The 25,442-nt window shown below is 71.3% G+C and carries 29 protein-coding genes; 11 read left to right on the top strand and 18 right to left on the bottom strand.

Annotation, left to right across the window (positions count from 1 at the left end; genetic code table 11):
* Positions 1-86: 86 nt before the first annotated feature.
* The gene (locus tag TSO221_RS16435) at positions 87-473 is read left to right on the top strand and encodes a hypothetical protein (RefSeq protein ID WP_247878081.1); all 387 of its coding nucleotides are present in this window, start codon (positions 87-89) and stop codon (positions 471-473) included.
* Between the two features lie 6 nt (positions 474-479).
* Here the strand turns inward: TSO221_RS16435 and TSO221_RS16430 are convergent, their stop codons facing one another.
* Positions 480-1,565: an ATP-dependent 6-phosphofructokinase gene (locus TSO221_RS16430; protein ID WP_109119593.1), complete on the bottom strand. Its 1,086-nt coding sequence runs from the start codon at positions 1,563-1,565 to the stop codon at positions 480-482.
* Between the two features lie 196 nt (positions 1,566-1,761).
* On the opposite strand from TSO221_RS16430, the gene TSO221_RS16425 reads away from it, so the two are divergent.
* From TSO221_RS16425 to TSO221_RS16410, 5 genes are all read left to right on the top strand, one after another.
* Positions 1,762-1,962 (top strand): DUF465 domain-containing protein, encoded by a 201-nt coding sequence (locus tag TSO221_RS16425; protein WP_109119592.1) that lies wholly within the window; start codon positions 1,762-1,764, stop codon positions 1,960-1,962.
* A gap of 331 nt (positions 1,963-2,293) precedes the next feature.
* The gene (gene purE, locus TSO221_RS35965) at positions 2,294-2,761 is read left to right on the top strand and encodes a 5-(carboxyamino)imidazole ribonucleotide mutase (RefSeq protein WP_199229502.1); all 468 of its coding nucleotides are present in this window, start codon (positions 2,294-2,296) and stop codon (positions 2,759-2,761) included.
* Positions 2,748-3,845, top strand: coding sequence for a 5-(carboxyamino)imidazole ribonucleotide synthase (locus tag TSO221_RS16420; protein WP_247878080.1), 1,098 nt, complete (start codon positions 2,748-2,750; stop codon positions 3,843-3,845). The genes purE and TSO221_RS16420 overlap by 14 nt, the downstream gene beginning before the upstream one ends.
* 160 nt (positions 3,846-4,005) lie before the next feature.
* A complete protein-coding gene (locus TSO221_RS16415) occupies positions 4,006-5,781 on the top strand; it encodes an EAL domain-containing protein (protein WP_109119591.1) in 1,776 nt (591 codons plus the stop codon).
* 108 nt (positions 5,782-5,889) lie between these two features.
* Positions 5,890-6,693 (top strand): DUF1217 domain-containing protein, encoded by an 804-nt coding sequence (locus TSO221_RS16410; protein WP_146208832.1) that lies wholly within the window; start codon positions 5,890-5,892, stop codon positions 6,691-6,693.
* Between the two features lie 3 nt (positions 6,694-6,696).
* Here the strand turns inward: TSO221_RS16410 and TSO221_RS16405 are convergent, their stop codons facing one another.
* From TSO221_RS16405 to fumC, 4 genes are all read right to left on the bottom strand, one after another.
* Positions 6,697-7,521, bottom strand: a complete 825-nt coding sequence (locus tag TSO221_RS16405; RefSeq protein WP_109119589.1) for a DUF2189 domain-containing protein — start codon at positions 7,519-7,521, stop codon at positions 6,697-6,699.
* Between the two features lie 96 nt (positions 7,522-7,617).
* On the bottom strand, positions 7,618-8,334 hold the full coding sequence (locus TSO221_RS16400; protein ID WP_109119588.1) for a DUF599 family protein: 717 nt from the start codon (positions 8,332-8,334) through the stop codon (positions 7,618-7,620).
* 42 nt (positions 8,335-8,376) lie between these two features.
* On the bottom strand, positions 8,377-8,592 hold the full coding sequence (locus TSO221_RS16395; RefSeq protein WP_109119587.1) for a ribbon-helix-helix domain-containing protein: 216 nt from the start codon (positions 8,590-8,592) through the stop codon (positions 8,377-8,379).
* Positions 8,593-8,608: 16 nt separating this feature from the next.
* Positions 8,609-10,006, bottom strand: a complete 1,398-nt coding sequence (gene fumC / locus TSO221_RS16390) for a class II fumarate hydratase (protein ID WP_109119586.1) — start codon at positions 10,004-10,006, stop codon at positions 8,609-8,611.
* Positions 10,007-10,151: 145 nt separating this feature from the next.
* Between fumC and TSO221_RS16385 the strand changes: the two genes are divergently transcribed.
* Positions 10,152-10,391 carry a hypothetical protein gene (locus TSO221_RS16385; RefSeq protein ID WP_109119585.1) on the top strand — a complete coding sequence of 80 codons (240 nt, stop codon included), beginning with the start codon at positions 10,152-10,154 and terminating at the stop codon, positions 10,389-10,391.
* A 162-nt stretch (positions 10,392-10,553) separates the two neighbouring features.
* Complete coding sequence (locus TSO221_RS16380) at positions 10,554-10,769, top strand: hypothetical protein (protein ID WP_109119584.1); 216 nt, start codon at positions 10,554-10,556, stop codon at positions 10,767-10,769.
* Between the two features lie 115 nt (positions 10,770-10,884).
* Here the strand turns inward: TSO221_RS16380 and TSO221_RS16375 are convergent, their stop codons facing one another.
* Positions 10,885-11,367 (bottom strand): GNAT family N-acetyltransferase, encoded by a 483-nt coding sequence (locus TSO221_RS16375; protein ID WP_109119583.1) that lies wholly within the window; start codon positions 11,365-11,367, stop codon positions 10,885-10,887.
* A gap of 101 nt (positions 11,368-11,468) precedes the next feature.
* On the opposite strand from TSO221_RS16375, the gene TSO221_RS16370 reads away from it, so the two are divergent.
* The gene (locus tag TSO221_RS16370) at positions 11,469-12,563 is read left to right on the top strand and encodes a GNAT family N-acetyltransferase (protein WP_109119582.1); all 1,095 of its coding nucleotides are present in this window, start codon (positions 11,469-11,471) and stop codon (positions 12,561-12,563) included.
* Here the strand turns inward: TSO221_RS16370 and TSO221_RS16365 are convergent.
* From TSO221_RS16365 to TSO221_RS16340, 6 genes are all read right to left on the bottom strand, one after another.
* Positions 12,560-13,612, bottom strand: coding sequence for a glycosyltransferase (locus TSO221_RS16365; RefSeq protein WP_109119581.1), 1,053 nt, complete (start codon positions 13,610-13,612; stop codon positions 12,560-12,562). The two genes, TSO221_RS16370 and TSO221_RS16365, sit on opposite strands and share 4 nt — an antisense overlap.
* Before the next feature lie 126 nt (positions 13,613-13,738).
* Entirely contained in the window at positions 13,739-14,050 is a 312-nt protein-coding gene (locus TSO221_RS16360; protein ID WP_109119580.1) for a hypothetical protein, read from the bottom strand.
* Positions 14,050-15,132 carry a glycosyltransferase gene (locus TSO221_RS16355; RefSeq protein WP_109119579.1) on the bottom strand — a complete coding sequence of 361 codons (1,083 nt, stop codon included), beginning with the start codon at positions 15,130-15,132 and terminating at the stop codon, positions 14,050-14,052. The genes TSO221_RS16360 and TSO221_RS16355 overlap by 1 nt, the downstream gene beginning before the upstream one ends.
* 107 nt (positions 15,133-15,239) lie before the next feature.
* Positions 15,240-16,541, bottom strand: coding sequence for a hydroxyacid-oxoacid transhydrogenase (locus TSO221_RS16350; protein WP_109119578.1), 1,302 nt, complete (start codon positions 16,539-16,541; stop codon positions 15,240-15,242).
* Positions 16,542-16,604: 63 nt separating this feature from the next.
* Complete coding sequence (locus TSO221_RS16345; protein ID WP_109119577.1) at positions 16,605-17,351, bottom strand: DUF72 domain-containing protein; 747 nt, start codon at positions 17,349-17,351, stop codon at positions 16,605-16,607.
* A gap of 55 nt (positions 17,352-17,406) precedes the next feature.
* Positions 17,407-17,919: a DUF4405 domain-containing protein gene (locus tag TSO221_RS16340; RefSeq protein WP_109119576.1), complete on the bottom strand. Its 513-nt coding sequence runs from the start codon at positions 17,917-17,919 to the stop codon at positions 17,407-17,409.
* 204 nt (positions 17,920-18,123) lie between these two features.
* On the opposite strand from TSO221_RS16340, the gene TSO221_RS16335 reads away from it, so the two are divergent.
* The gene (locus TSO221_RS16335; RefSeq protein ID WP_109119575.1) at positions 18,124-18,915 is read left to right on the top strand and encodes an alpha/beta hydrolase; all 792 of its coding nucleotides are present in this window, start codon (positions 18,124-18,126) and stop codon (positions 18,913-18,915) included.
* 21 nt (positions 18,916-18,936) lie between these two features.
* On the opposite strand, the gene TSO221_RS16330 is transcribed toward TSO221_RS16335, so the two are convergent.
* Positions 18,937-19,269: a hypothetical protein gene (locus tag TSO221_RS16330; protein ID WP_109119574.1), complete on the bottom strand. Its 333-nt coding sequence runs from the start codon at positions 19,267-19,269 to the stop codon at positions 18,937-18,939.
* A gap of 224 nt (positions 19,270-19,493) precedes the next feature.
* Here TSO221_RS16330 and TSO221_RS16325 point away from each other — a divergent pair, with 224 nt between their 5' ends.
* The gene (locus TSO221_RS16325) at positions 19,494-20,765 is read left to right on the top strand and encodes a lytic murein transglycosylase (RefSeq protein ID WP_109119573.1); all 1,272 of its coding nucleotides are present in this window, start codon (positions 19,494-19,496) and stop codon (positions 20,763-20,765) included.
* Positions 20,766-20,775: 10 nt separating this feature from the next.
* Here TSO221_RS16325 and TSO221_RS16320 read toward each other — a convergent pair whose 3' ends face one another.
* Genes TSO221_RS16320 through TSO221_RS16300 form a run of 5 tightly spaced genes read right to left on the bottom strand, consistent with a single transcriptional unit; the run spans position 20,776 to position 25,402 of the window.
* Positions 20,776-21,195, bottom strand: a complete 420-nt coding sequence (locus TSO221_RS16320) for a secondary thiamine-phosphate synthase enzyme YjbQ (RefSeq protein WP_109119572.1) — start codon at positions 21,193-21,195, stop codon at positions 20,776-20,778.
* Positions 21,192-22,115 carry a DUF4340 domain-containing protein gene (locus tag TSO221_RS16315; RefSeq protein ID WP_109119571.1) on the bottom strand — a complete coding sequence of 308 codons (924 nt, stop codon included), beginning with the start codon at positions 22,113-22,115 and terminating at the stop codon, positions 21,192-21,194. The genes TSO221_RS16320 and TSO221_RS16315 overlap by 4 nt, the downstream gene beginning before the upstream one ends.
* 4 nt (positions 22,116-22,119) lie before the next feature.
* Complete coding sequence (locus TSO221_RS16310; protein WP_109119570.1) at positions 22,120-23,922, bottom strand: Gldg family protein; 1,803 nt, start codon at positions 23,920-23,922, stop codon at positions 22,120-22,122.
* A complete protein-coding gene (locus TSO221_RS16305) occupies positions 23,922-24,671 on the bottom strand; it encodes an ABC transporter permease subunit (RefSeq protein ID WP_109119569.1) in 750 nt (249 codons plus the stop codon). The genes TSO221_RS16310 and TSO221_RS16305 overlap by 1 nt, the downstream gene beginning before the upstream one ends.
* Complete coding sequence (locus TSO221_RS16300) at positions 24,668-25,402, bottom strand: ATP-binding cassette domain-containing protein (RefSeq protein WP_199229499.1); 735 nt, start codon at positions 25,400-25,402, stop codon at positions 24,668-24,670. The genes TSO221_RS16305 and TSO221_RS16300 overlap by 4 nt, the downstream gene beginning before the upstream one ends.
* Between the last annotated feature and the right edge of the window lie 40 nt (positions 25,403-25,442).

Below are 25,442 nucleotides of genomic sequence, written 5' to 3'. Positions count from 1 at the left end.
GGCAGCCCCCACTCTCCGACCGCTTGCGGCGGTCGGGGGCGGTGCCTTATTGTGCACTGCGAAAGGAAACCAGGATCGGGGGCATCGTGCGGATACGGGTGTGGGTGCGCGCCGCGCTGGCAGCGGCGCTGATGCTGGCCCCGGCACTTCTGGCGTCCGGCGCGCGGGCCGCGGAAGGCGGCGGCAACGGCTGCCCCTGGGCGCAGGACGTCAAGCTGGACTTCGGCGACGGCCGCACGCTCACGGTGCCGCAGGCGATCTTCGATCCCAAGAACCCGAACACCGCCATCGACGGGTACGAGCTGCGCCCGAACATCGAGACGCTGTCGCTGACGATCTACGCCCCGCGCGGCGAGGTCTGGCAGGCGGCGCTGACGCGGATCGCCGGCGGCAAGCGCTGCACCGCCTTCTACGTCGGCCGCCCGGCGCGGGTGGAGGAGGACGGCCCCTCCGACCGCGTCGCCGAACGGTAGCCGCCGTCAATCCCCCAGGCTGATGCCCAGGCCGCGCGCCGTCTTGACCAGCGTGCCCTCGGGATCGACGCTGGCGTAGGCGGCGATCGCCTCCTCGATCGGCACATCGACCACGCCGCGGTTGGACCACGCCACCATGCGGTCGAACTTGCCCTCGGCGATCAGGTCCACCGCGTGCACCCCGAAGGCCGAGGCGACGAGGCGGTCGCGCGGGCTGGGGGGCGAGCCGCGCTGCACGTGGCCGAGCACGGTGACGCGCGTCTCGGCGCCGGTGGCGCGGGCGAGCTTCTCGCCGATGTAGTCGCCGATGCCGCCGTAGCGCTTCTCGCCGTCCTCGAAGACCTTCTTCACCTCGCCGCCGTCGGCGGTCTTCACCGCCTCCGACACCACGACGAGGCCGAAGTTGCGGCCGCTCGCTTTGACCTGCCGCATCTTCTCGGCGATCTTCTCGATGGAGTACGAGATCTCCGGGATCAGGATGACGTCGGCGCCGCCGGCGATACCGGCGGACAGCGCGATGTGCCCGGCGTCGCGCCCCATCACCTCCAGCACCATGATGCGGGCGTGGCTGGCGGCGGTGGGCTGCAAGCGGTCCAGCGCCTCGACCGCGACGCCGACGGCGGTGTCGAAGCCGACCGACACCTCGGTGGCGCCGAGGTCGTTGTCGATGGTCTTGGGCACGCCGACCAGGTTGAGGCCGCCCTTCTGCGCGATCTTGCGCAGGATGGCGAAGCTGCCGTCGCCGCCGATGCCGATCAGCGCGTCCAGCCCCAGCTCGCGGTAGCCGCCGATGATCTCGTCCGAGCGGTCCTTGAAGGTGCCGTCGCCCATGGGATAGGCAAAGGGGTCGCCGCGGTTGGTGGTGCCGAGGATGGTGCCGCCCATGCGCATCATGTTGCCGTCGACCTGCGGCAGATCGAGCACCTGGTACTGCACCGGGCGCTTCAGCAGGCCCTGCGTGCCTTCCTTGATGCCGAGCACCTGCCAGCCGTAGGTGAGCGTGGCGCGATGGACCGCGGCGCGCATGACCGCGTTGAGGCCGGCGCAGTCGCCGCCACTGGTGAGGATGCCGATGCGCTTGGTTGCCGTCATGATCGTATCCCGTGTCGCGAGAGCGGGCGGGCGCCCGGGTGTCCGAGGAGCAGTCTTGCAAGATCGCGGGCAGTCCGCAATGCCACGCATGCGTTAACCGGCTGCACGGGCAGTGGTTTCACCATGCGCGCAGCCGGGTTTTCTGCTATAGTCGCCGCCGCCCCGCCCGATCTCGCGCAGCCCCTCACGCCGGCCGATGAACGAACAGGAAATGCTGAAGCAGAAACTCGCCGACTTGAGGAGCGAGCACCGCGATCTCGACGACGTGATCACGCGCCTGTCGGAACGCGCGCCCTTCGACCAGTTGCAGCTGCAGCGCCTGAAGAAGCGGAAGCTGGCGCTGAAGGACCAGATCGCGCTCCTGGAGAGCCGGATGCTGCCGGACATCATCGCGTAGTTTGCCCCTCTCCCGCCCGGGAGAGGGTGGGGCCCGCTCGTAGAGCGGGAGGGTGAGGGTAAAACCAAGGATCCTTGCCGGTACCCTCACCCGGCCGCTGCGCGGCCACCCTCTCCCGGGGCTTTCGGCGAATGCCAAGGGCATTCGCCTGACGCCGTCAGCGCAAACCTTCGGTTTGCGCGAGAGGCGGGAGAGGGATTTAAGCGCCGCTGGACTCCGCGCGCGACCTTCCTATAATGCCCGGCTTTCCGAAACACCCTTGGAAAGCGCCCCCGTGTCGGTCCACTCGCCCGCCGAACCGTCCTCCTCCGCGCCGCTGGTCGGCATCATCATGGGCAGCCAGTCCGACTGGACGACCATGAAGCACGCCGCCGACACGCTGAAGGCCCTGGGCGTGCCGCACGAGGTGCGCATCGTCTCCGCCCACCGCACGCCGCAGCGCCTGGTCGAGTACGCCACCACCGCCCGCGACCGCGGCCTCAAGGTCGTCATCGCCGGGGCCGGCGGCGCCGCCCACCTGCCGGGCATGGCCGCCTCGATGACCCCGCTGCCGGTGTTCGGCGTGCCGGTCGAGAGCCACGCGCTGAAGGGCATGGACAGCCTGCTCTCCATCGTGCAGATGCCGGGCGGCGTGCCGGTCGGCACGCTGGCCATCGGCAAGGCCGGCGCCATCAACGCCGCGCTGCTCGCCGGCTCGGTCATCGCGCTGATGGATCCCAAGGTCGCCGGGGCGCTGGACGCGTGGCGCGCCCGCCAGACCGCGGCGGTCGCCGAAGCCCCCGTCGATGAGCCGGCCTGACGCCATGGACACGCTCGCCCCCGGCTCGACCATCGGCATGCTGGGCGCCGGGCAGCTCGGCCGGATGACCGCGCTGGCCGCCGCCAACCTCGGCTACCGCACGCACGTCTTCGCCCCCGACGCGGAAGGAAGCCCCTGCGGGCAGGTCGCCGACGCCATGACCGTGGCGGACTGGACGGACCGCCACGCGCTGGCCGCCTTCGCCGGGGCGGTCGATGTGGTGACGCTGGAGTGGGAGAACGTCCCGGTCGATACGGTCGGGTTCCTGGCCTCCCTCGTGCCCGTGCACCCCGGCGCCAAGGTGCTGGCGGTGGCGCAGGACCGCATCCAGGAGAAGTCCTTCGCCAACGCCCTGGGCATCGCCACCGCGCCCTGGCGCGCGGCGTCGAGCGCCGGGGACGTGGCGGCGGCGGTGGCCGCAATCGGCCCGCGCTGCATCCTGAAGTCCACCCGCCTCGGCTACGACGGCAAGGGGCAGGCGGTGATCGGGCCGGGCACCGACCCGGCCGAGGCCTGGCACTCCATCGGGTCGGAGGCCGGCATCGTCGAGGGCTTCGTCGACTTCACCTGCGAGGTGTCGGTGATCGTCGCCCGCGGGGTGGACGGCCGCACCGCCGCCTACCCGGTGGTGGAGAACCGGCACAAGAACGGCATCCTCGACCGCACGCTGGCCCCCGCCCGCGTGTCGTCCGGCACCGCCGCCGAAGCCGGCCGCGTCGCCACCACGCTGGCCGAGGCGCTGGGCGTCGTCGGCCTGCTGGCGGTGGAGATGTTCGTCACCCCCGACGGCCACGTGCTGGTCAACGAGATGGCGCCGCGCCCGCACAACTCCGGCCACTGGACCATGGACGCCTGCGCCACCAGCCAGTTCGAGCAGCTGGTGCGCGCGGTCTGCGGCCTGCCGCTCGGCTCCACCGAGTTGCGCTTCGAGGCCGAGATGGAGAACCTGATCGGCGACGACGTGCTGCGGTGGCGACAGATCGTCGCTGAACCGAACGCCCACCTGCACCTGTACGGCAAGGCCGAAGCCCGCCCCGGACGCAAGATGGGCCACGTCAACCGCGTGTTTCCGCGCCGTTCCTGACCGGATTTCCGTCGCCCCCTGATGACCGGGTGCCGAAGCCCGCGACCAGCCGGCCGCGGGCTTCGGTGATTCTTCGGACTTTCGTAAAATGAATATCAACGGTACGCTCTGCGCCATCATTGTGCGTGCTTGACCAACTTTTATCTAAATTCAAAGCTTCATGGCGCAAAACGCGGACGCACTGCCCCTCCGGCCGGCCACCCCGGCCGCCGAAGCCCCGCCGCGGGGCGTGGAGCGCCGTGCCGCCAAGCCCGCGCCGGCCGCCGCCCGGCCGCAGCCGACCGGCCGCGACCGCGACCGCTTCGTCGGCTTCGCCTTCGCCGCCGCCGACCTGCTGATCGAGACCGATCCCAAGGGGACCATCCTGTTCGCCGCCGGCGCGCGCTGCCGCCTGACGCAGCACGACGTCGCCTCGCTGGTCGGCAGCGGCCTGCACGAGCATGTCGCGCCGACCGACCGCAAGTACCTCGACGTGCTGCTCAAGCGCATCGTCGACAAGACCCGCATCAAGCCGGCGCGCGTGGTGTTCCAGGGCTTCGACGGGCACCGTTTCCCGGCGCTGCTCGGCGGCTGCCGGCTGGAATCCTGCCCGGGATCACTGTTCCTGACCGTGCTGCTGGCCTCCGGCCCGCGCCACGAGGCGCCGGCGGTCGGCCCCGGCGCCGCCGGGCAGCTGCTGGACAACCACACCTTCACCGCCATCCTCGAGGACCGCATCGTCCAGGCGCGCGAGAAGGGCCTGGACAACGGCCTGACGCTGCTGCTGATCGAAGGCCTGCAAGGCATGGTGGACACCATGCCGGAGGGCGCCGCGGCCGAGGTGCGGCAAGGCATCGACGCGTACCTGCGCGGCATCTCGGCGGACGGCGACAGCGCCGGCCAGCTTGGCGCCGACCGCTTCGGCATCGTGCACACGGCGGACGTGGACGGCGACGAGGTGCAGACGCACATCGCCGACATCATCAAGGAGGCCGGCGGCGACCTGCAGGGCGGCATCCGCAGCTGGTCGCTGGACATGGCCGATTCGCAGCTCGACGCCGCCGACGCGGCGCGGGCGCTGGTCTACACGGTGCAGGCCTTCGCCTCGGCGCAGGGCGGCGAGTTCACCATCGCCTCGCTGGAGGACGGCGCGCAGCGCATGCTCTCCGACGCGGTGGACCGCATCGGCCGGGCGCGGGCGACCATCGAGAAGCGCGACTTCTTCGTCGTCTACCAGCCCATCGTCGACCTGGAGAGCGGCGACGTCCACCACCTGGAGGCGCTGACGCGGCTGGAGGGCATGCCGTCGCCCGCCGACTTCATCACCTTCGCCGAGGACGTCGGGCTGATCTACGACTTCGACCTGCTGCTGACGCAGTCGGTGCTGGACACGCTGAAGGCCTACCATCTGGAGCCGAAGCTGCCCGACGTGGCCATCAACCTGTCGGCCAAGACGTTGATGAGCCCGCTGTTCCTGCGCCAGTTCCAGGCGGTGACCGAGCCCTACGGCGACCTGGCGAGGAAGCTGCTGCTGGAGGTGACGGAGACGGTGGTGGTCTCCGACATCGGCACGCTGAACGACGTGCTGCAGAAGCTGCGCTCCGCCGGGTTCCGTATCTGCCTGGACGACGTCGGCGCCGGGTCCACCTCGTTCCAGTCGCTGTACGGGCTGCAGGTGGACTACGCCAAGATCGACGGCAAGTTCGTGCGCGGCGCCGCCGGCAACCCGCGCGACATGGCGATGCTGCGCTCCATGGTGGACGTCTGCCTCCAGCTCGACCTCACCCTCATCGGCGAGCAGGTGGAGGAGCCGGACCACGCCCGACTGCTGAACGAGCTGCGGGTGACGCTCGGCCAGGGCTACCTGTTCGGCCGTCCGAGCCGCGACTTCGCCTACTTCGCCAAGGACTGGTCGAAGATGGCGCGCAAGGGCGGCGCAGTGCTGTGGAAATCCTGATCCTTGCGGGCAACAGGGTTCACACGGGTTGTCCCCACGAGAAAATTCACGCCGCCAGCGCAGGAGCCCCCCGGCCGGCACCGTCCAACCCGGTGAAGGGGCATTTCCGTGCCCCTCGAACCGGGGCACCCCGCCATGTCCGTCTCGTCGATCATCACGTACCAGAAGTACGCGACCAGCAGCGCCACCTTGCAGACCACCTTCGAGAAGACGTCCAACATCCAGAAGGACATCGACTACTTCAAGAAGGCGGTGGCCAAGGTGAGCAGCGTCGACGAGCTGTTCAAGGACTACAAGCTGCTGTCGTTCCTCGCCACCGCCACCAACCTCGCCGGCGAGGAGCAGTACGCCGGCAAGATGCGGCGCATCCTGACCGAGAAGGTGAGCGACAGCAACGCGGTGATGAACCGCCTGAGCGACAAGCGCTACGCCCAGGCGGCGGAGACGCTGCAACTCGCCGAGACCGGCGTCGACACGCTGAAGCAGTCGTCCACCCAGGACGCGCTGATCGCCGCCTACAAGCAGGCGAAGTTCGAGACCTCCATCGGCACCGAGAACATCGCCGTCCGCAAGGCCCGCTATTTCGAAAAGTACATCACCAGCGCGACCTCGTCGGTCTACAACATCCTCGGCGACTCCATCCTGCGCGACGTGGTGACCTCGACGCTCGGCCTGCCGCAGCAGATCGCCGTGCAGCCGGTGGAGACCCAGGCGGCGGCGATCACCAGCCGCCTGGACATCACCAAGCTCAACGATTCCAAGTACCGCGAGACCTTCATCAAGCGCTACCTGACGCAGTACGACATGGCCAACCCGGACACCAGCGCGTCCACCGACTGGCGCACCAGCCTGCTGAGCAGCGACGGCAGCGCCGACACCACCACCAGCATCATCATGAGCCTGTACGCTTGACCGTCAGGCCGTCTCGCCCGGCCGGATCACCAGGTCGCGGTAGGCGTGCCAGCTGGCGTGCCCGATCAGCGGCAGCGCGACGGCGAGGCCGACGAAGGCCGTGGCCATGCCGATGCCGGTCACCAGCACGATCAACGCCGCCCACAGCGCCATCACGCGCGGGTTCTTCACCACCGCGATGATCGACACCAGCGCGGCGCTGAAGATGTCCTCCGGCCGGTCGAGCATCATCGGCAGCGCGGTGACGTTGGTGACGAAGGCGACGCTGGCGAAGGCGAAGCCCAGCGCGGTGATGAACGCCGTGAAGAACATCCCCTGCAGCGTGAAGGTCTGCTCCAGCAGGCTGGCGAAGCTCATCGACACGTAGGGGAAGAACAGCGCGAAGGCGATGACGTTGAGCCGCACCCAGATCATCATGAACAGCATCAGCACGAGGCCGGCGGTGAGGATGTGGTACGGGTTGGCCCGCCACGCGCACAGCGCCCGCCAGAAGCTCGGCCGCCGCCCCTCCTCCACGTCCTTCGACACCTGGTAGAGCCCCAGCGTCAGCAGCGGCGACACCAGCAGGAAGGCGCCGATCATCGGCGCGATCAGGTAGGCCATGTCCAGCATGGTCAGGCCCGCGGTGAGCGCGAAGCCGATGACCACGAACATGGCGCCGTAGGCCGGGCTGACCCAGCCGGCCGCGCGCATGTCGGCCCAACCCGCCCACAGCCAGCCAGCCACCCGCGCCGCATCGACGATGCGCACCTCGTCGGCGCGCGGAAAGCCGGCACCGGCCGGTGCCGCGGCCGGGGCGGCGGTCTGGCGAAAGTCCTCAAGGCTCATGCTGTCTTCCCCGCTGGAACGTCCGGACCCTAGGAAAGGGACTATGGGCGCGGCGGGGAAGGACGGAAAGGTGGTAGAACGGATAATTCGTATGCGTTATTGTTTTGTCACACCGCGCTCCAGCGCGTCGGCCTGGGCGGAGATGACCCGCTCGGTCCGCGAGAAGGCCTGGCGGCGGATCAGGACCGCCAGCACGAAGGCGGTCGCCGCGATCAGCACCCCGGGGTGGATGAACCACGCCAGCGCCGCCAACGCGAAGTAGTAGGCGCGCAGGCCCCCGTTGAACGCCTTCACCGCCAGCGTCATGGCGGCGGCGATGTTGCCGGCCATGGCCTTGCGCTCAGCCTCCGGCACCGGCGGCAGCGGCGCCGAACCGATCAGCGCGCAGCAGTAATTGTACTGGCGCAGCGCCCAGGTGAACTTGAAGAAACCAAAGACGAAGATGCCCATCAGCACCAGCACCTTGATCTCCAGCAGCTCGCGCGAGGTGCGGACGGTGAAGGACAGCCCGCCCATGATCTCGTGCACCCGCTCGATGGCGCCGAAGGAGCCGACGAGGCCGGCCAGCACCAGCATGGTCGTCGAGGCGAAGAAGGTGCAGCTGTTCATGGTGTGGCCGACCAGCTGCGAGTCCATGATGCGGTTGTCGCGCTCCAGCATGCGCTCCATCCAGGCGCTGCGGATCAGCGTCAGATGCTGGTTGACGGCGACGCGGCCCGTCAGCAGGTAGTCCTGGACCAGCGTGAAGGCGGTCCAGGCGCCGAGGAACCAGACGAAGGCGATGAGGTCGAGCGGGGTGGCGTCGGACGGCACGGGCGCCCTCTGTGAAGCGGCAACGCCCCGGGTGTAGACCGCTCACGCCCCGGCGGCAAGGCGGCGTTGCAGCTCGATCAGGATGAAGACGCGGACGGCGCTGGACAGGTTGCCGGCGCGGCCGGCGTCGATCTCCTCGATCAGCGCGTTGACCGAGACGCCGCGCGCCGCCGCCTCGGCCTTCAGCGCGTCCCAGAACTCCTCCTCCAGCGAGACGCTGGTGGGGTGGCCGGCGATGAGGACGGAGCGTTTCTTCATGCTCCCGTCTACCACATCACCGCGGCCCGATCATCGTCTCCGGCCGGACCCACTGGTCGAACTGCTCCGCGGTCAGCAGGCCCAGCGCCACGCCGGCCTCCTTGAGCGTCGAGCCCTCCTTGTGCGCCTTCTTGGCGATCTTCGCGGCGTTGTCGTAACCGATGTGCGGGTTGAGCGCGGTGACCAGCATCAGGCTGTCGTTCATCAGCTTCGCGATGCGCTCGCGGTTCGGCTCGACGCCAACGAGCGCGTTGTCGGTGAAGCTCACCGCAGCGTCGGCCAGCAGGCGGATCGACTGCAGCACGTTGTAGGCGATCACCGGCTTGAAGACGTTCAGCTCGAAATGCCCGGTGGCGCCGGCCACCGTCACCGCGGTGTGGTTGCCCATCACCTGCGCCGCAACCATGGTCATCGCCTCGGACTGCGTCGGGTTGACCTTGCCGGGCATGATGGAGGAGCCGGGCTCGTTCTCCGGCAGTAGCAGTTCGCCGATGCCGCAGCGCGGGCCGGAGCCGAGCAGGCGGATGTCGTTGGCGATCTTCATGAAGGACACGGCGATGGTGTTCAGCATGCCGTGCGCCTCGACCAGCGCGTCGTGAGTCGCCAGCGCCTCGAATGTGTTGGCGGCGGGGACGAACGGCAGGCCGGTGATGTCGGCGACCTGCCGGGCGAACTCCTCGGCGAAGCCCTTCCGCGCGTTCAGCCCGGTGCCGACCGCGGTGCCGCCCTGCGCCAGCTGGTACAGCCGCGGCAGGCAGGCGCGCAGCCGGTCGATGCCGAAGCGCACCTGCGCGGCGTAGCCGGAGAACTCCTGCCCCAGCGTCAGCGGCGTGGCGTCCTGCAGGTGGGTGCGGCCGATCTTGACGATGTCGGCGAAGGCGCGGACCTTGTCCTCCAGCACGCCGGCCATGTGCTCCAGCGCCGGGATCAGCTCGTGGTGGATCTGCTCGACCGCGGCGACGTGCATGGCGGTGGGGAAGCTGTCGTTGGACGACTGCCCCATGTTGACGTGGTCATTCGGGTGGATCGGCGTCTTCGAGCCCTTCTCGCCGCCCAGCAGCTCGATGGCACGGTTGGAGATCACCTCGTTGGCGTTCATGTTGCTCTGGGTGCCGGAGCCGGTCTGCCAGACCACCAGCGGGAAGTGGTCGAGCAGCGTGCCGTCCACCACCTCCTCCGCCGCGTCGCAGATGGCGCGGCCGAGTTTCGGGTCGAGCGCACCCAGCACCATGTTGGCCTGCGCCGCCGCCTTCTTCTGGATGCCCAGCGCGCGGACCAGCGGCGGCGGCATGCGTTCCCCGCCGATGCGGAAGTTCTGCAGCGAGCGCTGCGTCTGCGCGCCCCAGTAGCGGTCGGCCGGAACCTCGATGGGGCCGAAGGAATCCGTCTCGATGCGCGTGTTCGGGCCTGACATGGCTGGCGTTCCCGGTGGCTGGCGTTCCGGGCTTCTATCTTGCCCGATTGCGGGATCCCGGCAAGGGGGCCGCGAACATTGTTCTTGAAACGTTCCGCGAACTCCGGCACAGTCCAGGGGAAGGTTGTTAACGCCGGAGGCTGCCATGGGCTCGTTCGCTGCGGACACCGTCACGGAAACCGTTAAGGCTCACATCGCGCGCAACCGCGTGGCGGAGATGCTGGCGCGCGGCTGGACCATCCTTGGCCCGGGCGGCGAGGGCATGATGCTGATGGAGGGGCCGGACCCCGACGAGCACGAGCCGGAGTCCTTGGAATCCCTCACCCAGCCGCTGATCGGCCGGGCGTGGCTGCGCGCGATGGAACGCCTGGAGGAGGCGGCGTAGACCGGATAGGGTTACCACCTATGAGTAATCGTTCAATATACGACTTTGCTCAGCGGAGTAATTCCCAAGATACGACCCGTCGCCTAGGCTTGTTAGTAAGTCGTTAACTGTTCTGACCGCTTAATGGCTTCATCGACGCACACCCACCGATGGAGCTTTCCGATGGCCTACTCTTCCGCCAACCGCCGCGTTCAGTCCGCTTCCCTGACCCACATGGCGCTTTTGGATGAGTTCATTCGGATTACCAAGGAAAAGCTGGGTACCCAGGACGATGCGTTCGTCCGCGACAGCCTGGGCGACCTGCTGCTGACCCTGCGCGACGAGCGCGACGGTTATGCCCGTCTGGTCGAGATGCCGGCCCTCGAAGAGGCGGCGTGATTCCCGGGAAGCGATGCGGTGGGCGCGGCACCGCTTCCTCTGGATGGTTCAGCGGTTACAGCGCCCCCTTCCGCGCGTGCGACGCAGGCGCGGAGATCCACCGAAAGCCGGGCTGTCAGGCCTCCTTCGCCAGCGCGTGCAGCGCTTCCCCCGTCAGGCGGTACGGCAGCCATTCCTCCATCTGCTTGAAGCCGATGCGGTCGTAGAAGCCGCGCGCCGGGTTCCAGTTCAGCACGCTGAGGTCCACCCGCTTGCAGCCGCGCTCGACGGCGCGCCGCGCCACCGCGGCCAGCAGCGTGCGGCCCACGCCGTACTTCCGGGCGTGCGGCTGCACGTACAGATCCTCGACGAACAGGCCGGCGCGGCCTTCCCAGGTCGAGTAGTTGCGGAAGGTCAGCGCGAAGCCGACCGGCACACCGTCCAGCTCGGCCATCAGCGCCTCGAACACCGCGTCCGGTCCCCAGCCGTCGCGGCGCACGTCGTCCACGGTGGCCTTCACCGCGTGTGGCTCGCGCTCGAACTCCGCCAGTTCCCTGACGAAGCCGAGGATGGTCGCGGCGTCGGCCTCCACGGCCGGGCGGATGGTGACGGTGGGCATGCGGTGTCTCTCCCTGATTTTTGCGGGCCGGACGATAGCCGGGCGGCGGCAGGCCGACAACGCGCTTTGCGTCCGCCCTGCCCTGCGGGTGTAATGGGCGCATGCCCACTGTGATCGCCACACACCCCGCCCGCCCCGACGAGGCGCGCGCCCTCCTGGCCCTGACGGAGGCGGTGAACGCCGCGTCCCCCTACACGCTGCACGCCGCCGGCGAGCGGCCGTCCTGGCACGGCGGCGCCAACCCGGCGGAGGACCTCGCGGCGTTCCTGGGCACCGGCCTCAACGCGCTGCTGGTGGCGGAGATAGGCGGCCGCCCGGCCGGCACGCTGACCGCCACCGGCGGACGCTTCCAAAGGAACTGCGGCGTGGCGACGGTGGCGCTCGGCGTCCTGCCGCAACAGCAGGGGCGCGGCGCCGGCACCCGGCTGCTGGCGGAGGCCGAGGCCTGGGCGCGCGGCCGCGGCCTGCACCGGCTGGAGCTGACGGTGGCCGCGCCCAACCAGCGAGCGCATGCGCTGTACCGCCGCCTGGGTTATCGCGACGAGGGACGGCTGCGCGACGCCCTGCGCTTCGGCGGCATCTTCTGCGATGAAATCGTGATGGCGAAGGACCTCGGCCCGGCCGGCGTGCCGGAGTGGGGGCCGCTGCTGCTGGATTCCCTGCCGCCGGCGCCGCTCGCCGGCCTGACGGTGCGCGAGGCGCAGACCGGCGACGCCGCGGCCTACGCCGCCTACGATCAGGCGGTGCGGCGGGAGACCCCGTTCCTGATGCGCACCGCGGCGGAAGGGCTGACCACGGCCACCGCGGCGCGCCGCTTCCTGGCCGGGCAGCGGCTGGACCCGCAACGCACGACCATCGTGGCCCCGGTCGGGGCGGCGGTCGGGGCGGAGCTGGCCGGCACCGTCTCGGTGTGGTTCGGCGGGTCGCGGCGCACCGCGCACGAGGCCAGCCTCGGCATGGCGGTGCGGCGGGAGTACTGGGCCAGCGGCGTCGGCAAGCGGCTGATGGCGGCGGCCGAGACCTGGGCGCGCGGGCTCGGCGCGCACCGGCTCTCGCTGTGGGTGCTTGGCCCCAACGTGCGGGCGCGCCGCTTCTACGCGGCGTGCGGCTTCCAGGAGGAGGCGGTGTGCCGGCGCTACGCCCTCATCGACGGGCGCTTCGCCGATCATGTGGCGATGGGGAAGATCCTCGGTTAGGCCACCCCCGCCGCCCGCGCCTCCCCCACCGCCAGCTGCTCGTACAGCGCGAGATACCGCGCCACCATGCGTTCCTCGGAATGGCGGGTGCGGGCGGCGGCGCGGCAGGCGTCGGGGTCGAGGCGTTCGGCGGCGGCGATCGCCTCGGCCATCTCCGGCACGTCGTTCACCAGGAAGCCGGTCACCCCCGGCTCGATCACCCCGGCCAGCGGCCCGTGCGCGAACCCCACCACCGGGGTGCCGCAGGCCAGCGCCTCCCGCGCCGCCACCGCGCGGATCTCCCTCTCGCCGCCCGGTACCAGCAGGCAGCGGGCGGAGCTGAGCAGCCAGCGCTTGCGCGCAAAGCCGATGACGCCCAGGTAGCGGCGCCGGCCGTCCAGGCGCGGCTGGATCTCGGCGCGGAAATAGTCCTGGTTCTCCGGCAGCGGGCGCAGTTCGCCGGCCAGCAGGATCTGCATCTCGGCCATCGCCGCGGCGTCGAGCGCCAGATGCATCCCGGACTCCGGCGTCACGCGGCCGAGCACCACGGCAAAGCGCCGCTTCGGCACGCGGATCGCCAGCCGGTCCACCGCCACGCCGGGTTCCAGCGGCGGCAGCAGGCGCACCCCGGCCGGCGGCCGCTGCGCCGCCGAGACGCCGTGCAGCCACGTCGCCGGCCGGGCCGGGGCCAGGACGGCGGGCGGGTAGGCGTCGAGCGGCCGGTGCAGGGTCACCAGCACCGGCACGCCGGGCGGCGGCAGGTGGTCGTGGAAGTCGGCGCCGTGCAGGTGCACCAAGTCGACCGGCGCACGGCCGACCGTGTCGGCGACCATGGCGCACACCCGGCGGTTCACCGCGGCGCGCGCCCGGTCGTCGAGGTTCCCCCGCACCGGAGGCAGTGCGATCAACTCCCCGGCTGCGCGCGAACCGTCCGGGCCGATCACCAGCGAGCGGTGGCCGGCGCGGACCAGCGCGGCGTCGAGGGCAGCCACCGCCGCCTCCGCTCCACCGGCCTCCTCATGGCCAACCGGAACGAAGGGGGACGCGACGTTGAGGACGGTGAGCGCCATGGGCTCACCGCACCACGGCGGGAGACAGCGCCAGCGCCCGCGCCGGATCGATCAGGACGCCCCGGAGGGACTTGTTGTTCCGCTCTTTCCAGAGCATCACCGCTTCGATCATTCCCCGCCCCCTCATCAAGCCCCACGCGTCGGATAGACCGGCACCGCCCGGCGCGAGCGCTCGCCGACACGGCAGACGACGACCTCCTCGTCCGGATGGCCGATCACCTGGCCCCCGGCCAAGCGCGACATCGCCTCGGCGCAGGCCCGGTTCGGGACCCGCCGGTTGGTCTCGTCGCCGCAGCGTTTATTTTCGATAAAAGCCATGCGCGGGTAACCCGGGCGTTCGAAGTGCTCCGCCGCGCTGAAGGGATAACCGGGTTCCACCGGCTCCACCTCCTGCGTGCCGCGCAGCATGGACGGGAAGAGCAGAAGAGCGCCGGCCATCACATCCCTCCCGCCCGCTTGCCGGCGGTTTCCAGGGCGTTGCGCAGGTCGATGACGCGGCGGTCGGCGGTGTGCTCGGCCAGCGCGCGAGCGCGCGCCCGGCGGGCCATCTGCTCCACGTGGGCGCGCGGCAGGGCCAGCGCCGTCGTCACGTCGTCGGTCTCGCGCGCCACCAGGATCTCGTGACCCGGCTCGAAGAAGCTGTCGAGCCCGTCGAAAGAATCGGAGATGATCGGCACGCCGCAGGCCGCCGACTCGAACAGCCGGCCGGACGGGCACCAGCCCATGCGCTTCATGGCGCCGCGCGTGACGTTCAGCGTGAAGCGCGAGGAGCAGAAGAAGGCGGCGTGCTCGCCGGGCGGCAGGTCGCGGACGAAGAACAGGTTGGGCGTCCGCGGGAAGTCGTGCGGATACTGCGCGCCGCCGATGACGAAGCGCCGCCGCGGCAGCCGGCGTGCCGGATCGAGGAACAGGCGCTCCAGCGTCTCCTGCCGGTCCTCGGCGTAGGTGCCGAGGTAGGACAGATCGGCCATGTAGGTCCCGACCATCGGCACGGGCCGGTGCACCTCCGGGTCCGCCCAGCCGTACAGCGGCACCGCGACCCTGGCGCCGAGGCGCTCGCGCAGTTCGGTCAGCGCCCGCCCGCCGGTGCAGCTCAGCACGAGGTCGAAGCCGCCCAGCCCGTCCGGCGGCAGGTAGGCCGGCCGCTCGCCGGCCGTCAGCCACGCCAGGGTAGCCGGCGTGTCGAGGTCGTAGAAGACCCGGCGCTGCGCCTTGGAGCCCAGCACCAAGTCCGACGCCGCCACCCCGTCCGGGCAACAGGAGGTGACCATCGCCACGTCGGCGTCGGCGACCTGCGTCTCGGCGTGTTTGGCGATGCCGCCCCAATCCGGATAGAGCACCAGGTCGCAGCCGGGGATCTCCCAGCAGTCGCGGTGCTCGGCGTGGTGGGGCACGTCGCGCTCGAAGAACACCACCCGGTACCCCCGATGCGCCAGCGCTTTGATCATGCCGCGCCACAGCGTGGCGTGGCCGTTGCCCCGGGAGGAACTGATGGTGAGTCCGAAGATGACGATTTTCATGGCGACACCGCGATGCGTCCGTCCCCAATGGAAAGAACGCTCACGGAGCCCGGATAGACCTCCAGCCGAAGAAAAAGATCGCTCGGGACGCTTCCGTGGGGCTCAGGTCACCAATAGCGCATCGCGTCGGCGTACAGCCCGCGCAGGTCGTCCTCGCCCACCGGGCATGGCGCGATGGAGAGCAGGCGCTGCTGCGCCATGGCGCCCCTGACCAGACCGGGAATGTCGTCCGAACCGTAGCCGAGCGCCGACAGCCCGTTCGGCAGGTGCGTCGCGCGCATCAGTTCGACCAGCCGGGTGGCGAGAACGGCGCCGGCCTCGTCGGGCGCGGCGGCGCGCACGTCGGCGCCCAGCGCCTCGGCGGCGCGGCGGTGCGCCTCGGGAGCGGCCGGGCCGGTGAAGCGGAAGGCGGCCGGCGCGTTGAGGACCACCGAGATGCCGTGCGGCACCATCGGGTCGGCCTTCTCGTAGCCCAGCGCCACGAAGCTGTGGTTCATGCCGGCCACCGAGTAGGACATGGCGTGCGGGATGTGCACCCCGGCGTTGCCGAAGGCCAGACCGGCCAGCGTGGCGCCCCACATCAGGCCGTCGCGCGCCTCGTGGTCGTCCGGGTCGTTGACCGCGCGCTCCAGGTACAGGCCGCCCAGGCGGATCGCCTGCAGGCTGCCCATGTCCGACCAGGGGTTGGCGCCCTGGTAGGGCGGGCGCTCGGCGCTGGTGGCCGGGCGCGGGCGGCTGCGGTAGGGGCGCGCGGTGTGCGACTCGATGGCGTGCGTCAGCACGTCGAAGCCGGTCGCCGCCACCACGCCGGGCGGCAGGCTGTAGGTGGTCGTCGGGTCCACCACCGACATGGTCGGGCGCAGGAACTTCGACGAGATGCCGGTCTTCACCTTCATCTCGACGTGGTCGAAGATCGCCACGCCGGTCGTCTCGCTGCCGGTGCCGCAGGTGGTGGGGCACGCGATGTGCGGCTTCACCGGGCCGGGCACCGGGCGCCCCTCGCCCAGCGGCTTGTTGACGTAGGCCAGAAAATCCGCGGGGTGCGTGGCGTAGAGGTTGGCCGCCTTGGCCGTGTCGATCACCGAGCCGCCGCCGATGGAGATGAAGCCGTCGAACTTGCCGTCGCGGGCGAAGTCGGCGGCCTCCAGGAAGGAGGCGCTGGTCGGCTCGACCCGGCAGCGGTCGAAGACCACCGCGTCCACCCCCTCGCGCTTCAGCGAATCAAGCGCGCGGCGGGCCGGCTCGGTGTCCGCCACGTGCGGGTCGGTGAACAGCGCCACGCGCTGCAGGCGCAGGTTCCGCGCGTCCATGCCCAGCTCGGCCAGCATGCCCGGCCCGAACTTCATGGACGAGGCCTCGACGGTGAAGCCGCGTTCACCCTGCGGGTCGATGGGATGGGCGGTGGCCATGCGCTGGTACTCCCTGCCAATTGTTTTGTTGGCCAACATGGGAGCGCGGGCACGCCCCCGCTGTCAACCCGCCAGCCGGGCCGTCAGCCGGGAGAGCACCGTCAGCGCGTCCGCCGTGGCGTGGCCGAGCGCGGTGTTGTCGAAGATGCACCATGCCGGCCGGCGCGCCGCCTCGGCGGCCAGGGTGGCGGCGACGCGCTCCAGCTCGGCGGGCGGGTACGGGGAATGGTAGATCTCCGGCGAGCCGTGCAGGCGCCAGTACAGCAACCCGTCCCAGCCGCCCGGATCGGCGGCCTCCGGCACCGGAGCCGGGTCGGCGGCGACGCGGGCGACGCGGTGCTCCACCAGCAGCCGCCCGGCCGGGCCGGTGAACCAGGAGGCGTGGCGCGGCTCGCACACCACGTCGCCGTCGAAGCGGGCGCGCAACTCCTCGAAGAAGGCGGACGCCACGTCCGGATCGAAACGGCCGCTCGGCGGCAGCTGCACCAGCAGCGGCCCGAGCCGGTCGCCCAACTCCCCCGCCTCGCCCAGGAAGCGGTCCAGCAGGTCGGCGGCGTTGTTGAGGCGGCGGACGTGGGTGATCGCCTTCGGCACCTTGACCGCGAAGCGGAAGCCGGCCGGCGCCGAGGCGGCCCAGCGCGCGTAGGTCTCCGGCTTGTGCGGGCGGTAGAAGGAGCTGTTGATCTCCACGCAGGGCAGCGCACGGGCGTAGCGCTCGAGGTGCGTGCCGGCGCCGGGGAAGCGGTCGGCGACGGCCTTCGGGACGCTCCACCCGGCGGTGCCGATGCGGATCGGCGTTGCGCTTTCCAACCCTGCCCCTCCCTGCCCGTCCGAAGGGCCAACGGGAGTGGCCGCGCCGGGGTTCCTAGGAGCGGCGCTGCCTGGTCACCAGGAGCGAGGCGACCCCCGCCCCGTTCATGCCGGCCTTGGCGCCGATCTGGGTGAGCGTCTCGCTGGCGGCGGCGTCGATGTTGGCGGTCTTCAGCGTCTGGATGGCGGCGGCGGGCGTCAGGCCCAGCGCCGGGGCCGCCGTCTCCAGGGTGGACGCGGACAGGGCGCGGAAGATGGCGCCGGGGTTGGCGTTCGACGAGGGAGCGCCGGTCATCCCGGTGATGACCACCGAGGCGATCAGGCTGACGGCGAACGCCCCCAGCGCCAGGTTGCGCCGGAAATACTGGATGAAGGCCGTCCAGTTCCGCACCAGGTGCCAGACCGCGATGGCGGAGAAGGCGATGCTCAGCCACTCGTGCGAGAAACGCACCAGCCCGGCCTGCCAATGCAGCAGCAGCATGATGCCGGTGACGGTCGAGACGACGAACAGAACGATGGTTACCGGCGTGACGATGGTGCGGGACACGGTGCGGAGGGCGGCGGACATGGCTAGGGGCTCGCGCTATGCGTTGAGGTCATGCCCTTGACCCTAGGCCGGCCGTGTAACCGCTTCATGTCGGCCAAGCCCACGCCGTGTAACCGACTGTAACGGCTGGCACAACGGACGATCCGCCCACCAGCCTGAACGTGGCTGCGCGGCGGTCGTGAATGCGCCATACTGGCGCATCGGCCATCGCGGGAGGATCCACCCATGTCGAGCACCCTGTCACGCCGCCAAGCCCTCGCGCTTGCCCTGGCGGCGGGCCTTGCCGCGCCGGCCGCGGGCGCCGCCTCGGGGGTCGGTGCGGTGCTGCTGCACGGCAAGGGCGGGCGCCCGCCGCGCGGGCCTCTGCGCGCCGTGTCGGAAGGCCTGCGCACCGCCTGGGTCGACCTGCGCGAACCGACGCTGCCCTGGGCGGAAAGCCGCTACATCGAGGGCACCTGGAACGACGCGCTCGGCGAGATCGGGGCGGAGGTGGCGGCGCTGCGCCGCGGCTCGGCCAAGGTCGTGCTGGTGGGGCAGAGCCTGGGGGCGTGCGCCGCGCTGTCCTACGCCGCGCGCCGGCGCGACGTGGACGCGCTGTGCCTGGTCTCCCCCGGTCATCTGCCCTCGCGCTGGATCAGCAAGGGCGGCGCGGTGCGCGACAGCATCGAGGAGGCGCGCGCCCTGGTGGCCTCCGGCAAGGGGGCGGAGGTGCGCGGCTTCAACGACGAGAACCAGGGCAAGTCGCTGACCGTGCGCATGCGGGCCGACGCCTACCTCAGCTATTTCGACCCCGAGGGCGACGCCGAGATGCCGCGCATGGCGCCGCTGGTGTCGAACATCCCGGTGCTTTACGTGGTCGGCACCGGCGACCCCGGCCTCGCCTGGGGCAAGCCGTCGGTGTTCGACCGGCTGCCGGCCAACCCGCGCTCGCGCTACGTCGAGGTGTCGGGCGACCATTTCTCGGCCGGGAGCGCGGCGTCGGACACGATCGTCGGGTGGGTGAAGGGGCTGGCCTGAGCCGAGCCCTTCACCGCCGCGTCAGAACGCCAGTTCCGGCTCGGCCTCCTGGCGGTTCAGTTCGGCGAGTTGGCGCGCCATCTCGCGGCGCGCCTTCTCGGCCTCGTAGAGAGGGCGGTACCTGCCGATGAAGCCCTTGCGGCAGGCGCGGTGGAAACGGTCGGCGGCCGTCCGCCAGTCGTCGTCCGGGCGCACCCAGCTGATGTAGGTGACGCCCGTGCGCGGGTCGGTGCGCAGGTAACGGCCGCGGCCCTTCTCCCCCCGCACCCACTGGCCGGGGTTCAGCTGCAAGGCGCCGCGCGCCAGCAGCATGGACACCTGCGGCGTCAGCTCGATGATGGGAAAGTACGGCATGGGTTTCCTCCCGGGGCCGGCGTCGAGGGCCGCCCCAGCGTGGCTTTCGGATCGTTGCGGAACGGCCTTAGATATGGGGTTCCGGCCTGGTTCGTTCAAGTTTTGTTCACGACTTCGCCGAGGACCTTCAACGCTCCAGACGCTTTCGCGGTTGAGCCCGGCGGCGTGCGCGCCTACCTTGCGCGGGCATCCCTTCCGGTCCCCTGTCCAGCGTGTTTCCCTCCATGAAGCATTCCCTCCGCGTCCTGCTCGCCGCCGCGCTCCTGGCCGGCTGCCAGACCACCAACGCGAACCCGGTCACCACCGCCACCCCGGCCGACACGGTCATCGCCGCACCCACGGCGCAGCAGCCGCTGAGCTTCCAGGACTGGCTGGCCGGCCTGCGCACCGAGGCGCTGGCCCAAGGCATCCGCCCGGCCACCTTCGACCGCGCCTTCGCCCGCGTGCAGTTGCGCGACCGCGTCATCGAGCTGGACTCCAGCCAGCCGGAGTTCGCCCGCCAGCCCTGGCAGTACCTGGACAGCGCGGTGAACGAAAATCGCGTGCGCAACGGGCGGGAGAAGATCCAGCAGAACGGCGCGCTGCTGAAGCGCATCTCGGCGCGCGCCGGCGTGCCGACGGAGATCCTGGTGGCGTTCTGGGGCATCGAGACCGACTTCGGGCGCGAGACCGGCGGCTTCCCGGTGGTCGACGCGCTGACCACGCTGGCCTACAAGGGCCGCCGCGCCGCCTACTTCCGCACCGAGCTGCTGGCGGCGCTGAAGATCCTCGACAGCGGCGACATCGCGCCGGAACGGATGAGCGGCTCCTGGGCCGGCGCCATGGGCATGACGCAGTTCATGCCGACCATCTTCCTCAAGCACGCCATCGACGAGGACGGCGACGGCAAGCGCGACATCTGGGGCAGCCTGCCGGACGTCTTCGCCTCCACCGCCAAGTTCGTGCTGGCCAACGGCTGGCGCACCGGCGAGCGCTGGGGCGAGGAGGTCACCCTGCCCGCCGATTTCCCGTACGAGCAGGCGGAGCTGACGGTGTCCAAGCCGGTGGCGGAGTGGCGGCGCCTCGGCGTGCGGCCGCTGGACGGCGCGGAGCTGGCGGGCGACGGCAACGCCTCGGTGCTGCTGCTGGCGGGGGCGGCCGGGCCGGCGTTCCTGGTGCGCGAGAACTTCCGCGCCATCATGAAGTACAACCCGTCCACCAGCTACGCGCTGGCGGTGGCGCTGCTGGCCGACCGCATGAGCGGGCGCCCCGGCATCCAGGCCTCCTGGCCGCGCCACGAGCCGGCGCTGAGCCGCGACGAGCGCATCGAGCTGCAGGAACGCCTCGCCGCCCTGGGCTTCGAGCCGGGCACGGCGGACGGCATCGTCGGGGCGAACACGCGCAACGCGGTGCGCCGCTTCCAGAAGAGCATCGGCGCCGTGCCGGACGGCTTCGCCACGAAGACGCTGCTGGAGCGGCTGCGGCAGGCCTCGGGGGTGGCGGCGACGGCGGGGTGAGGCGGCGGCCTCACTCCCCGATCACGTGCGCCACCACCTCGCGCCCATGTGGGCGCGCCCGGTGCTCGAACAGGTAGATCCCCTGCCACGTGCCGAGCGCCATCCGCCCCCCGACCACCGGGATGGACAACTGCACCGCGGTCAGCGCCGCGCGGATGTGGGCCGGCATGTCGTCCGGCCCCTCCAGGGTGTGGTCGTAGAGCGACGGGTCCTCCTTCACCAGGCGCTTGAAGAAGCGCTCCAGGTCGGTGCGCACGTCGGGGTCGGCGTTCTCCTGGATGACCAGGGACGCCGAGGTGTGCCGGCAGAACAGCGTCAGCAGCCCGGTGCCGATCCCGGTGCCAGACAGCCAGCGGGCGACCGGGGCGGTGATCTCCACGAGACCCTGGCCGCGGGTCCCGACCGGCAGCGTGGTGGTGGCCTGTCTCACGACTTTCCCTCCGCGAAGTCCCCGGGCGTGCGGGTCAGAGCGCGGCCGGGCACGTCGAACACCCGGAACCGCCAGCCCGGCTTGTCCTCGAACATCACCCAGGCCTGACCGTCGCGCCGGACGGTGCGCAGCACCACAGCCGTGCCGTCGAAACGGCGCACCGTCGTGACGACCGCGTCCGGCGCCGGGCCGGCCTTCGCCACGTCCTGCGGGACGAGCTGCGCCATCGCGTCCACCGTCTCATCGATCAGCGCCGGGATGGCGGGCACCGACGCGGCGAACGGCTTGTCCGGCGCGTCGCGCTGAATGACCACGGCGCGGCCGTCCGGCTGGCGGATCTCCACCGACGCCACCGCGTCGCGCGGCACCCGGGGCAGCGCGGCGTCGATCCAGCGCAGCGGGTCGGTCTCGACGGCGAGGTCGGCCTTGACCAGCCAGGACGGCCCCTCCCCCGCCCGCCGGGCGTAGAGCGTGCCCGGTGCGGCGGCCGGCTTGCCGACGACCAGCGCGGCGAGCGGCGTGCCGTCCGTTGCGCGCAGCGTCACGCCGGTGGAGGCGGCGCCGGGCGCCGCCGGATCCTCGACGCGCAGGCGCGGGTAGAGGTCGGGCTGCGCGGTGCGCGGCTCCAGCGCGCGGGCGTTGGCGACCGCGAGCACCAGCGCCTTCACCATGTCGGGATCGGCGCGGTAGCCGTCCTTCTGCTCGACGCCCCAGCCCCCGGCGGTGCGGACGATGGTGACGCGGCTGCCTTGGCCGACGATCTCCAGCCGGGCGGCGTCGTTGACCCGCGCGGCGAGGCCCGGGACCAGCGGCCCTTCCACCACCGGCGCGGTGCGGCTGCGGACGGCCACCGACCAGCCGGCGGCGGCGACAGTGACGGCGGTCAATACCGCCAGGAGGAGGAGGGATCGCGTGCGCATCGGCTCACTCCCGCACCCGGCGCGCCCGGCGGCGCGCGTGCCAGCCGGCGAGACCGACCGCGCCGACCGCGACCGCCAGCGGCACCACCGCGATGTTGACCGCCTTCACCGTCGCCTCCAGGTGCTCGATGTCGCGGTTGAGGGTGTGCTGCACGGCGCGCAGCTCCTTTCGAATGCGCGCCACCTCGGCGCGGAAGCGGTCGATCTCCGCCTGCTCCTCGGCCGGCAGCAGCGTGCCGGAGCCGGGCGGCACCTTGGCCTGGATGGCGGACAGGCGCCGCTCCGTGTCATTGAGCCGGCGGCGCAGCTCCTGCTCGTGCGCCAGCACCTGCTGGCCGGCGGCGCGGCGCAGGTCCTCCACCAGCGTGAACGGCCGGGTCGAGCCGGCGCGCCCGCGCAGCCCGATCAGGTCGGCGCCGCCGGCGAGGTTCTCCACCGCGTTGACCACGAAGTCGCCGTTGCCGGCGAAGGGCTGCCGCCCGTCGGTCCAGAAACGGTTCTCCAGCAGATCGCTGTCGGCGACGACGATCAGGTTGGCCGGGGCGGTGCTCTCCTTGACGCCGTCGCGGGCGGGGAAGGCGGTCCTCAGCCGGCCGTTCACCCGCGCGGCGAGCACCTGCACCCGGCCCTGCGGCGCCAGCGAGGTCAGCAGCTTCTCCGGGTCCGGCCGCCCGGCCACCAGCGCCACGTCGGCCAGCTGCCCGGCCGGCGAGGAGGTGAGAAGCGGCGCCAGGGTGATCCCCGTGCCGTCGCGCGCACCCAGGCTGCCCGCGGTGGCGACGTTGATCATGCCGAGGTCGGCCGTGACCACGTCGGCGCGGTCGCGTTCCTCGGCGCCCAGCGCCAGCCACGCCGGGTACGGCACGGTGCGACGCCCGGTGCCGGCCGAGATGGCGAGGCGCGGGTCGGCGACGAAGCGCCCCGCGTCCATGGTCAGGCCCCAGGCGTCGAACAGCGCCGGCAGCGTGGCGGCCTTGTCGGCGCCGTGGTCGAGGTCGCTCTCCGCCCAGGGATCGACGAACAGCAGCGCCTTGCCACCCTTCAGGACATACTGGTCGATGGCGTGCAGCGTGTCGTCCGACAGGCCGGCGGGCCGGGCGACCAGCAGCACGCTCACGTCCGGATCCACCGCGGTGAGCGTCGGTTGCAGCAGCCGCACGTCGAACAGCGCGCGCAGCTGCTGGTACACCGCGTAGGGCTTGGCGCCGCCGCGCATCGCCTCGGCCAGCCCGCCGGGGCCGAAGGCCAGGGGCATGTCGGTGAGGATGCCCACCACCGGCTTCCGCGTCTCGGTCAGCGTGTGCAGCAGCTTGGTGACGTCGTACTCCAGGAACGCCTCGCGCGCCGGGTCGAGGAAGGGGACGGTCTCCTGCCGGTCGGTGCCGTCGGTGCCGACCAGCCCCAGGTAGAACGGCCGCCCGGTGGCGCGGTCGAGCGGCACCGGCTGCAGGCCGGCCTCGACGGCGCGGTCCTCGGCGTCGGAATAGGGCTCCGGGTCGATGACGGTCAGGCGCACGCGGCCGTCGGCGCGCGCCGCGATCTCCTCCAGCAGCTCGCGCACGCGCTGGCCGTGGGTGCGCAGCGCCGGGATCTCGTCGGCCAGCGAGGCGGAGACGTACAGGGTCAGCGCCAGCGGCTCGCGCAGGCCGCCAATCAGGTTAAGCGTGCCGGGCGACAGCGTGTGCCGAGCCTCAGCGGTCAGGTCGAGACGCGCGCCGCGCAGCGTGTTCTGCGCCAGCACGTTGACCGCGACGAACAGGATGGCGGCAAGCGCCAGCGCGGTCAGGGAACGGGCGGAGCGGCTCATCACCCCACCCCCTTGCGCAGGTCCACGACCAGCGCGTTGGCGAACAGCGCCAGCGCGATCAGCGAGGCAAAGAACACCACGTCGCGCAGGTCGATGACGCCGTCCATGATGGCGGCGAAGCGGGTCAGCACGCTGAATCCCGCCACCGCGTCGATCAGCGCCCGCGGCGCCCATCCCGCCACGGCGTCCAGCACGATCGGGCTGCCCGCCACGGTCAGCAGCAGGCACGCCACCACGCCCAGCACGAAGGCGACCACCTGGTTGCGGGTCAGCGCCGACAGCGCGCCGCACACCGCCAAGTAGCCGCCGGCCATCAGCAGGCTGCCGACGTAGCCGGCCAGCGCCACGCCGTTGTCGGGATGGCCCAGCGCGTTGACGGTCAGCCACACCGGCGCGGTCAGCGCCAGCGCCACCGCGGTGAAGGCCCAGGCCGCCAGGAACTTCCCCACCACCACGGCGCCGAGGTCCACCGGCAGGGTCAGCAGCAGCTCGATGGTGCCGGCGCGCCGCTCCTCCGCCCACAGGCGCATGGCGACGGCCGGCATCAGCACGACGTAGAGCCAGGGGTGGGACTGGAAGAACGGCCGCAGGTCGGCCTGCCCGCGCTCCAGCAGGCCGCCGACGTAGAAGGTGGAGACGCCCGCCAGCAGCAGGAAGCCGACGATGAACACGTAGGCCACCGGCGTGGCGAAATAGGCGGCCAGCTCGCGGCGGAAGATGGCGCCCGTGCCAACAAAATTGCCGGTCATACCGCCTCTCCCAAGGTGACGCGGCGGAACAGGGCGTCCAGGCCGCCGGGCGGCGCCTCCAGGTCGCCGAAGCGCCAGCTGGCGCCGTCCGGCGCACCCTCCGCCAGCACCTTGCCGCGGCCGATGATCAGGGCGCGGGTGCACACCGCCTCCACCTCCTCCAGGATGTGGGTGGACAGGATGATCGCCTTGTCGGCGGCCATGGCGCGGATCAGCCGGCGCACCTCGTGCTTCTGGTTGGGGTCGAGGCCGTCGGTCGGCTCGTCGAGGATCAGCACGTCGGGGTCGTGCAGGATCGCCTGCGCCAGCCCGACGCGGCGGCGGTAGCCCTTGGACAGCGTGTCGATGGGCTGGTGCAGCACGGCGCCGAGGTCGGTCCGCCCGACCGCGCGGTCTATGGCGGCCCGGCCCTTCAGGCCGCGGACGCGGGCGACAAACTCCAGGAAGGCCAGCGGCGTCATGTCGGGGTAGGTGGGCGCGCCCTCGGGCAGGTAGCCGATGCGGCGCTTGACCGCCAGCGGCTCGGCCTGCACGTCGTGGCCGCAGACGCGCACGCGGCCCGACGTGGGCGGCAGGAAGCCGGTGATCATCTTCATGGTGGTGGATTTGCCGGCGCCGTTGGGACCGAGGAAGCCCAGCACCGTGCCGCGCTCGACCGCGAAGCCGATGCCGTCCACCGCCGCGAACGCGCCGAAGCGCTTCACGAGGTTCTCTATGAGGATCATCGCCATGGGTGGGTGTGCCTGCCGTGGTGCGCGCTGCGGCGTAGTA

It is taken from the genome of Azospirillum sp. TSO22-1, from assembly GCF_003116015.1.
Classification (GTDB): domain Bacteria; phylum Pseudomonadota; class Alphaproteobacteria; order Azospirillales; family Azospirillaceae; genus Azospirillum.
Note: the sequence above shows the minus strand (reverse complement) of the source record. Positions and strands in the feature narration are given on the sequence as shown.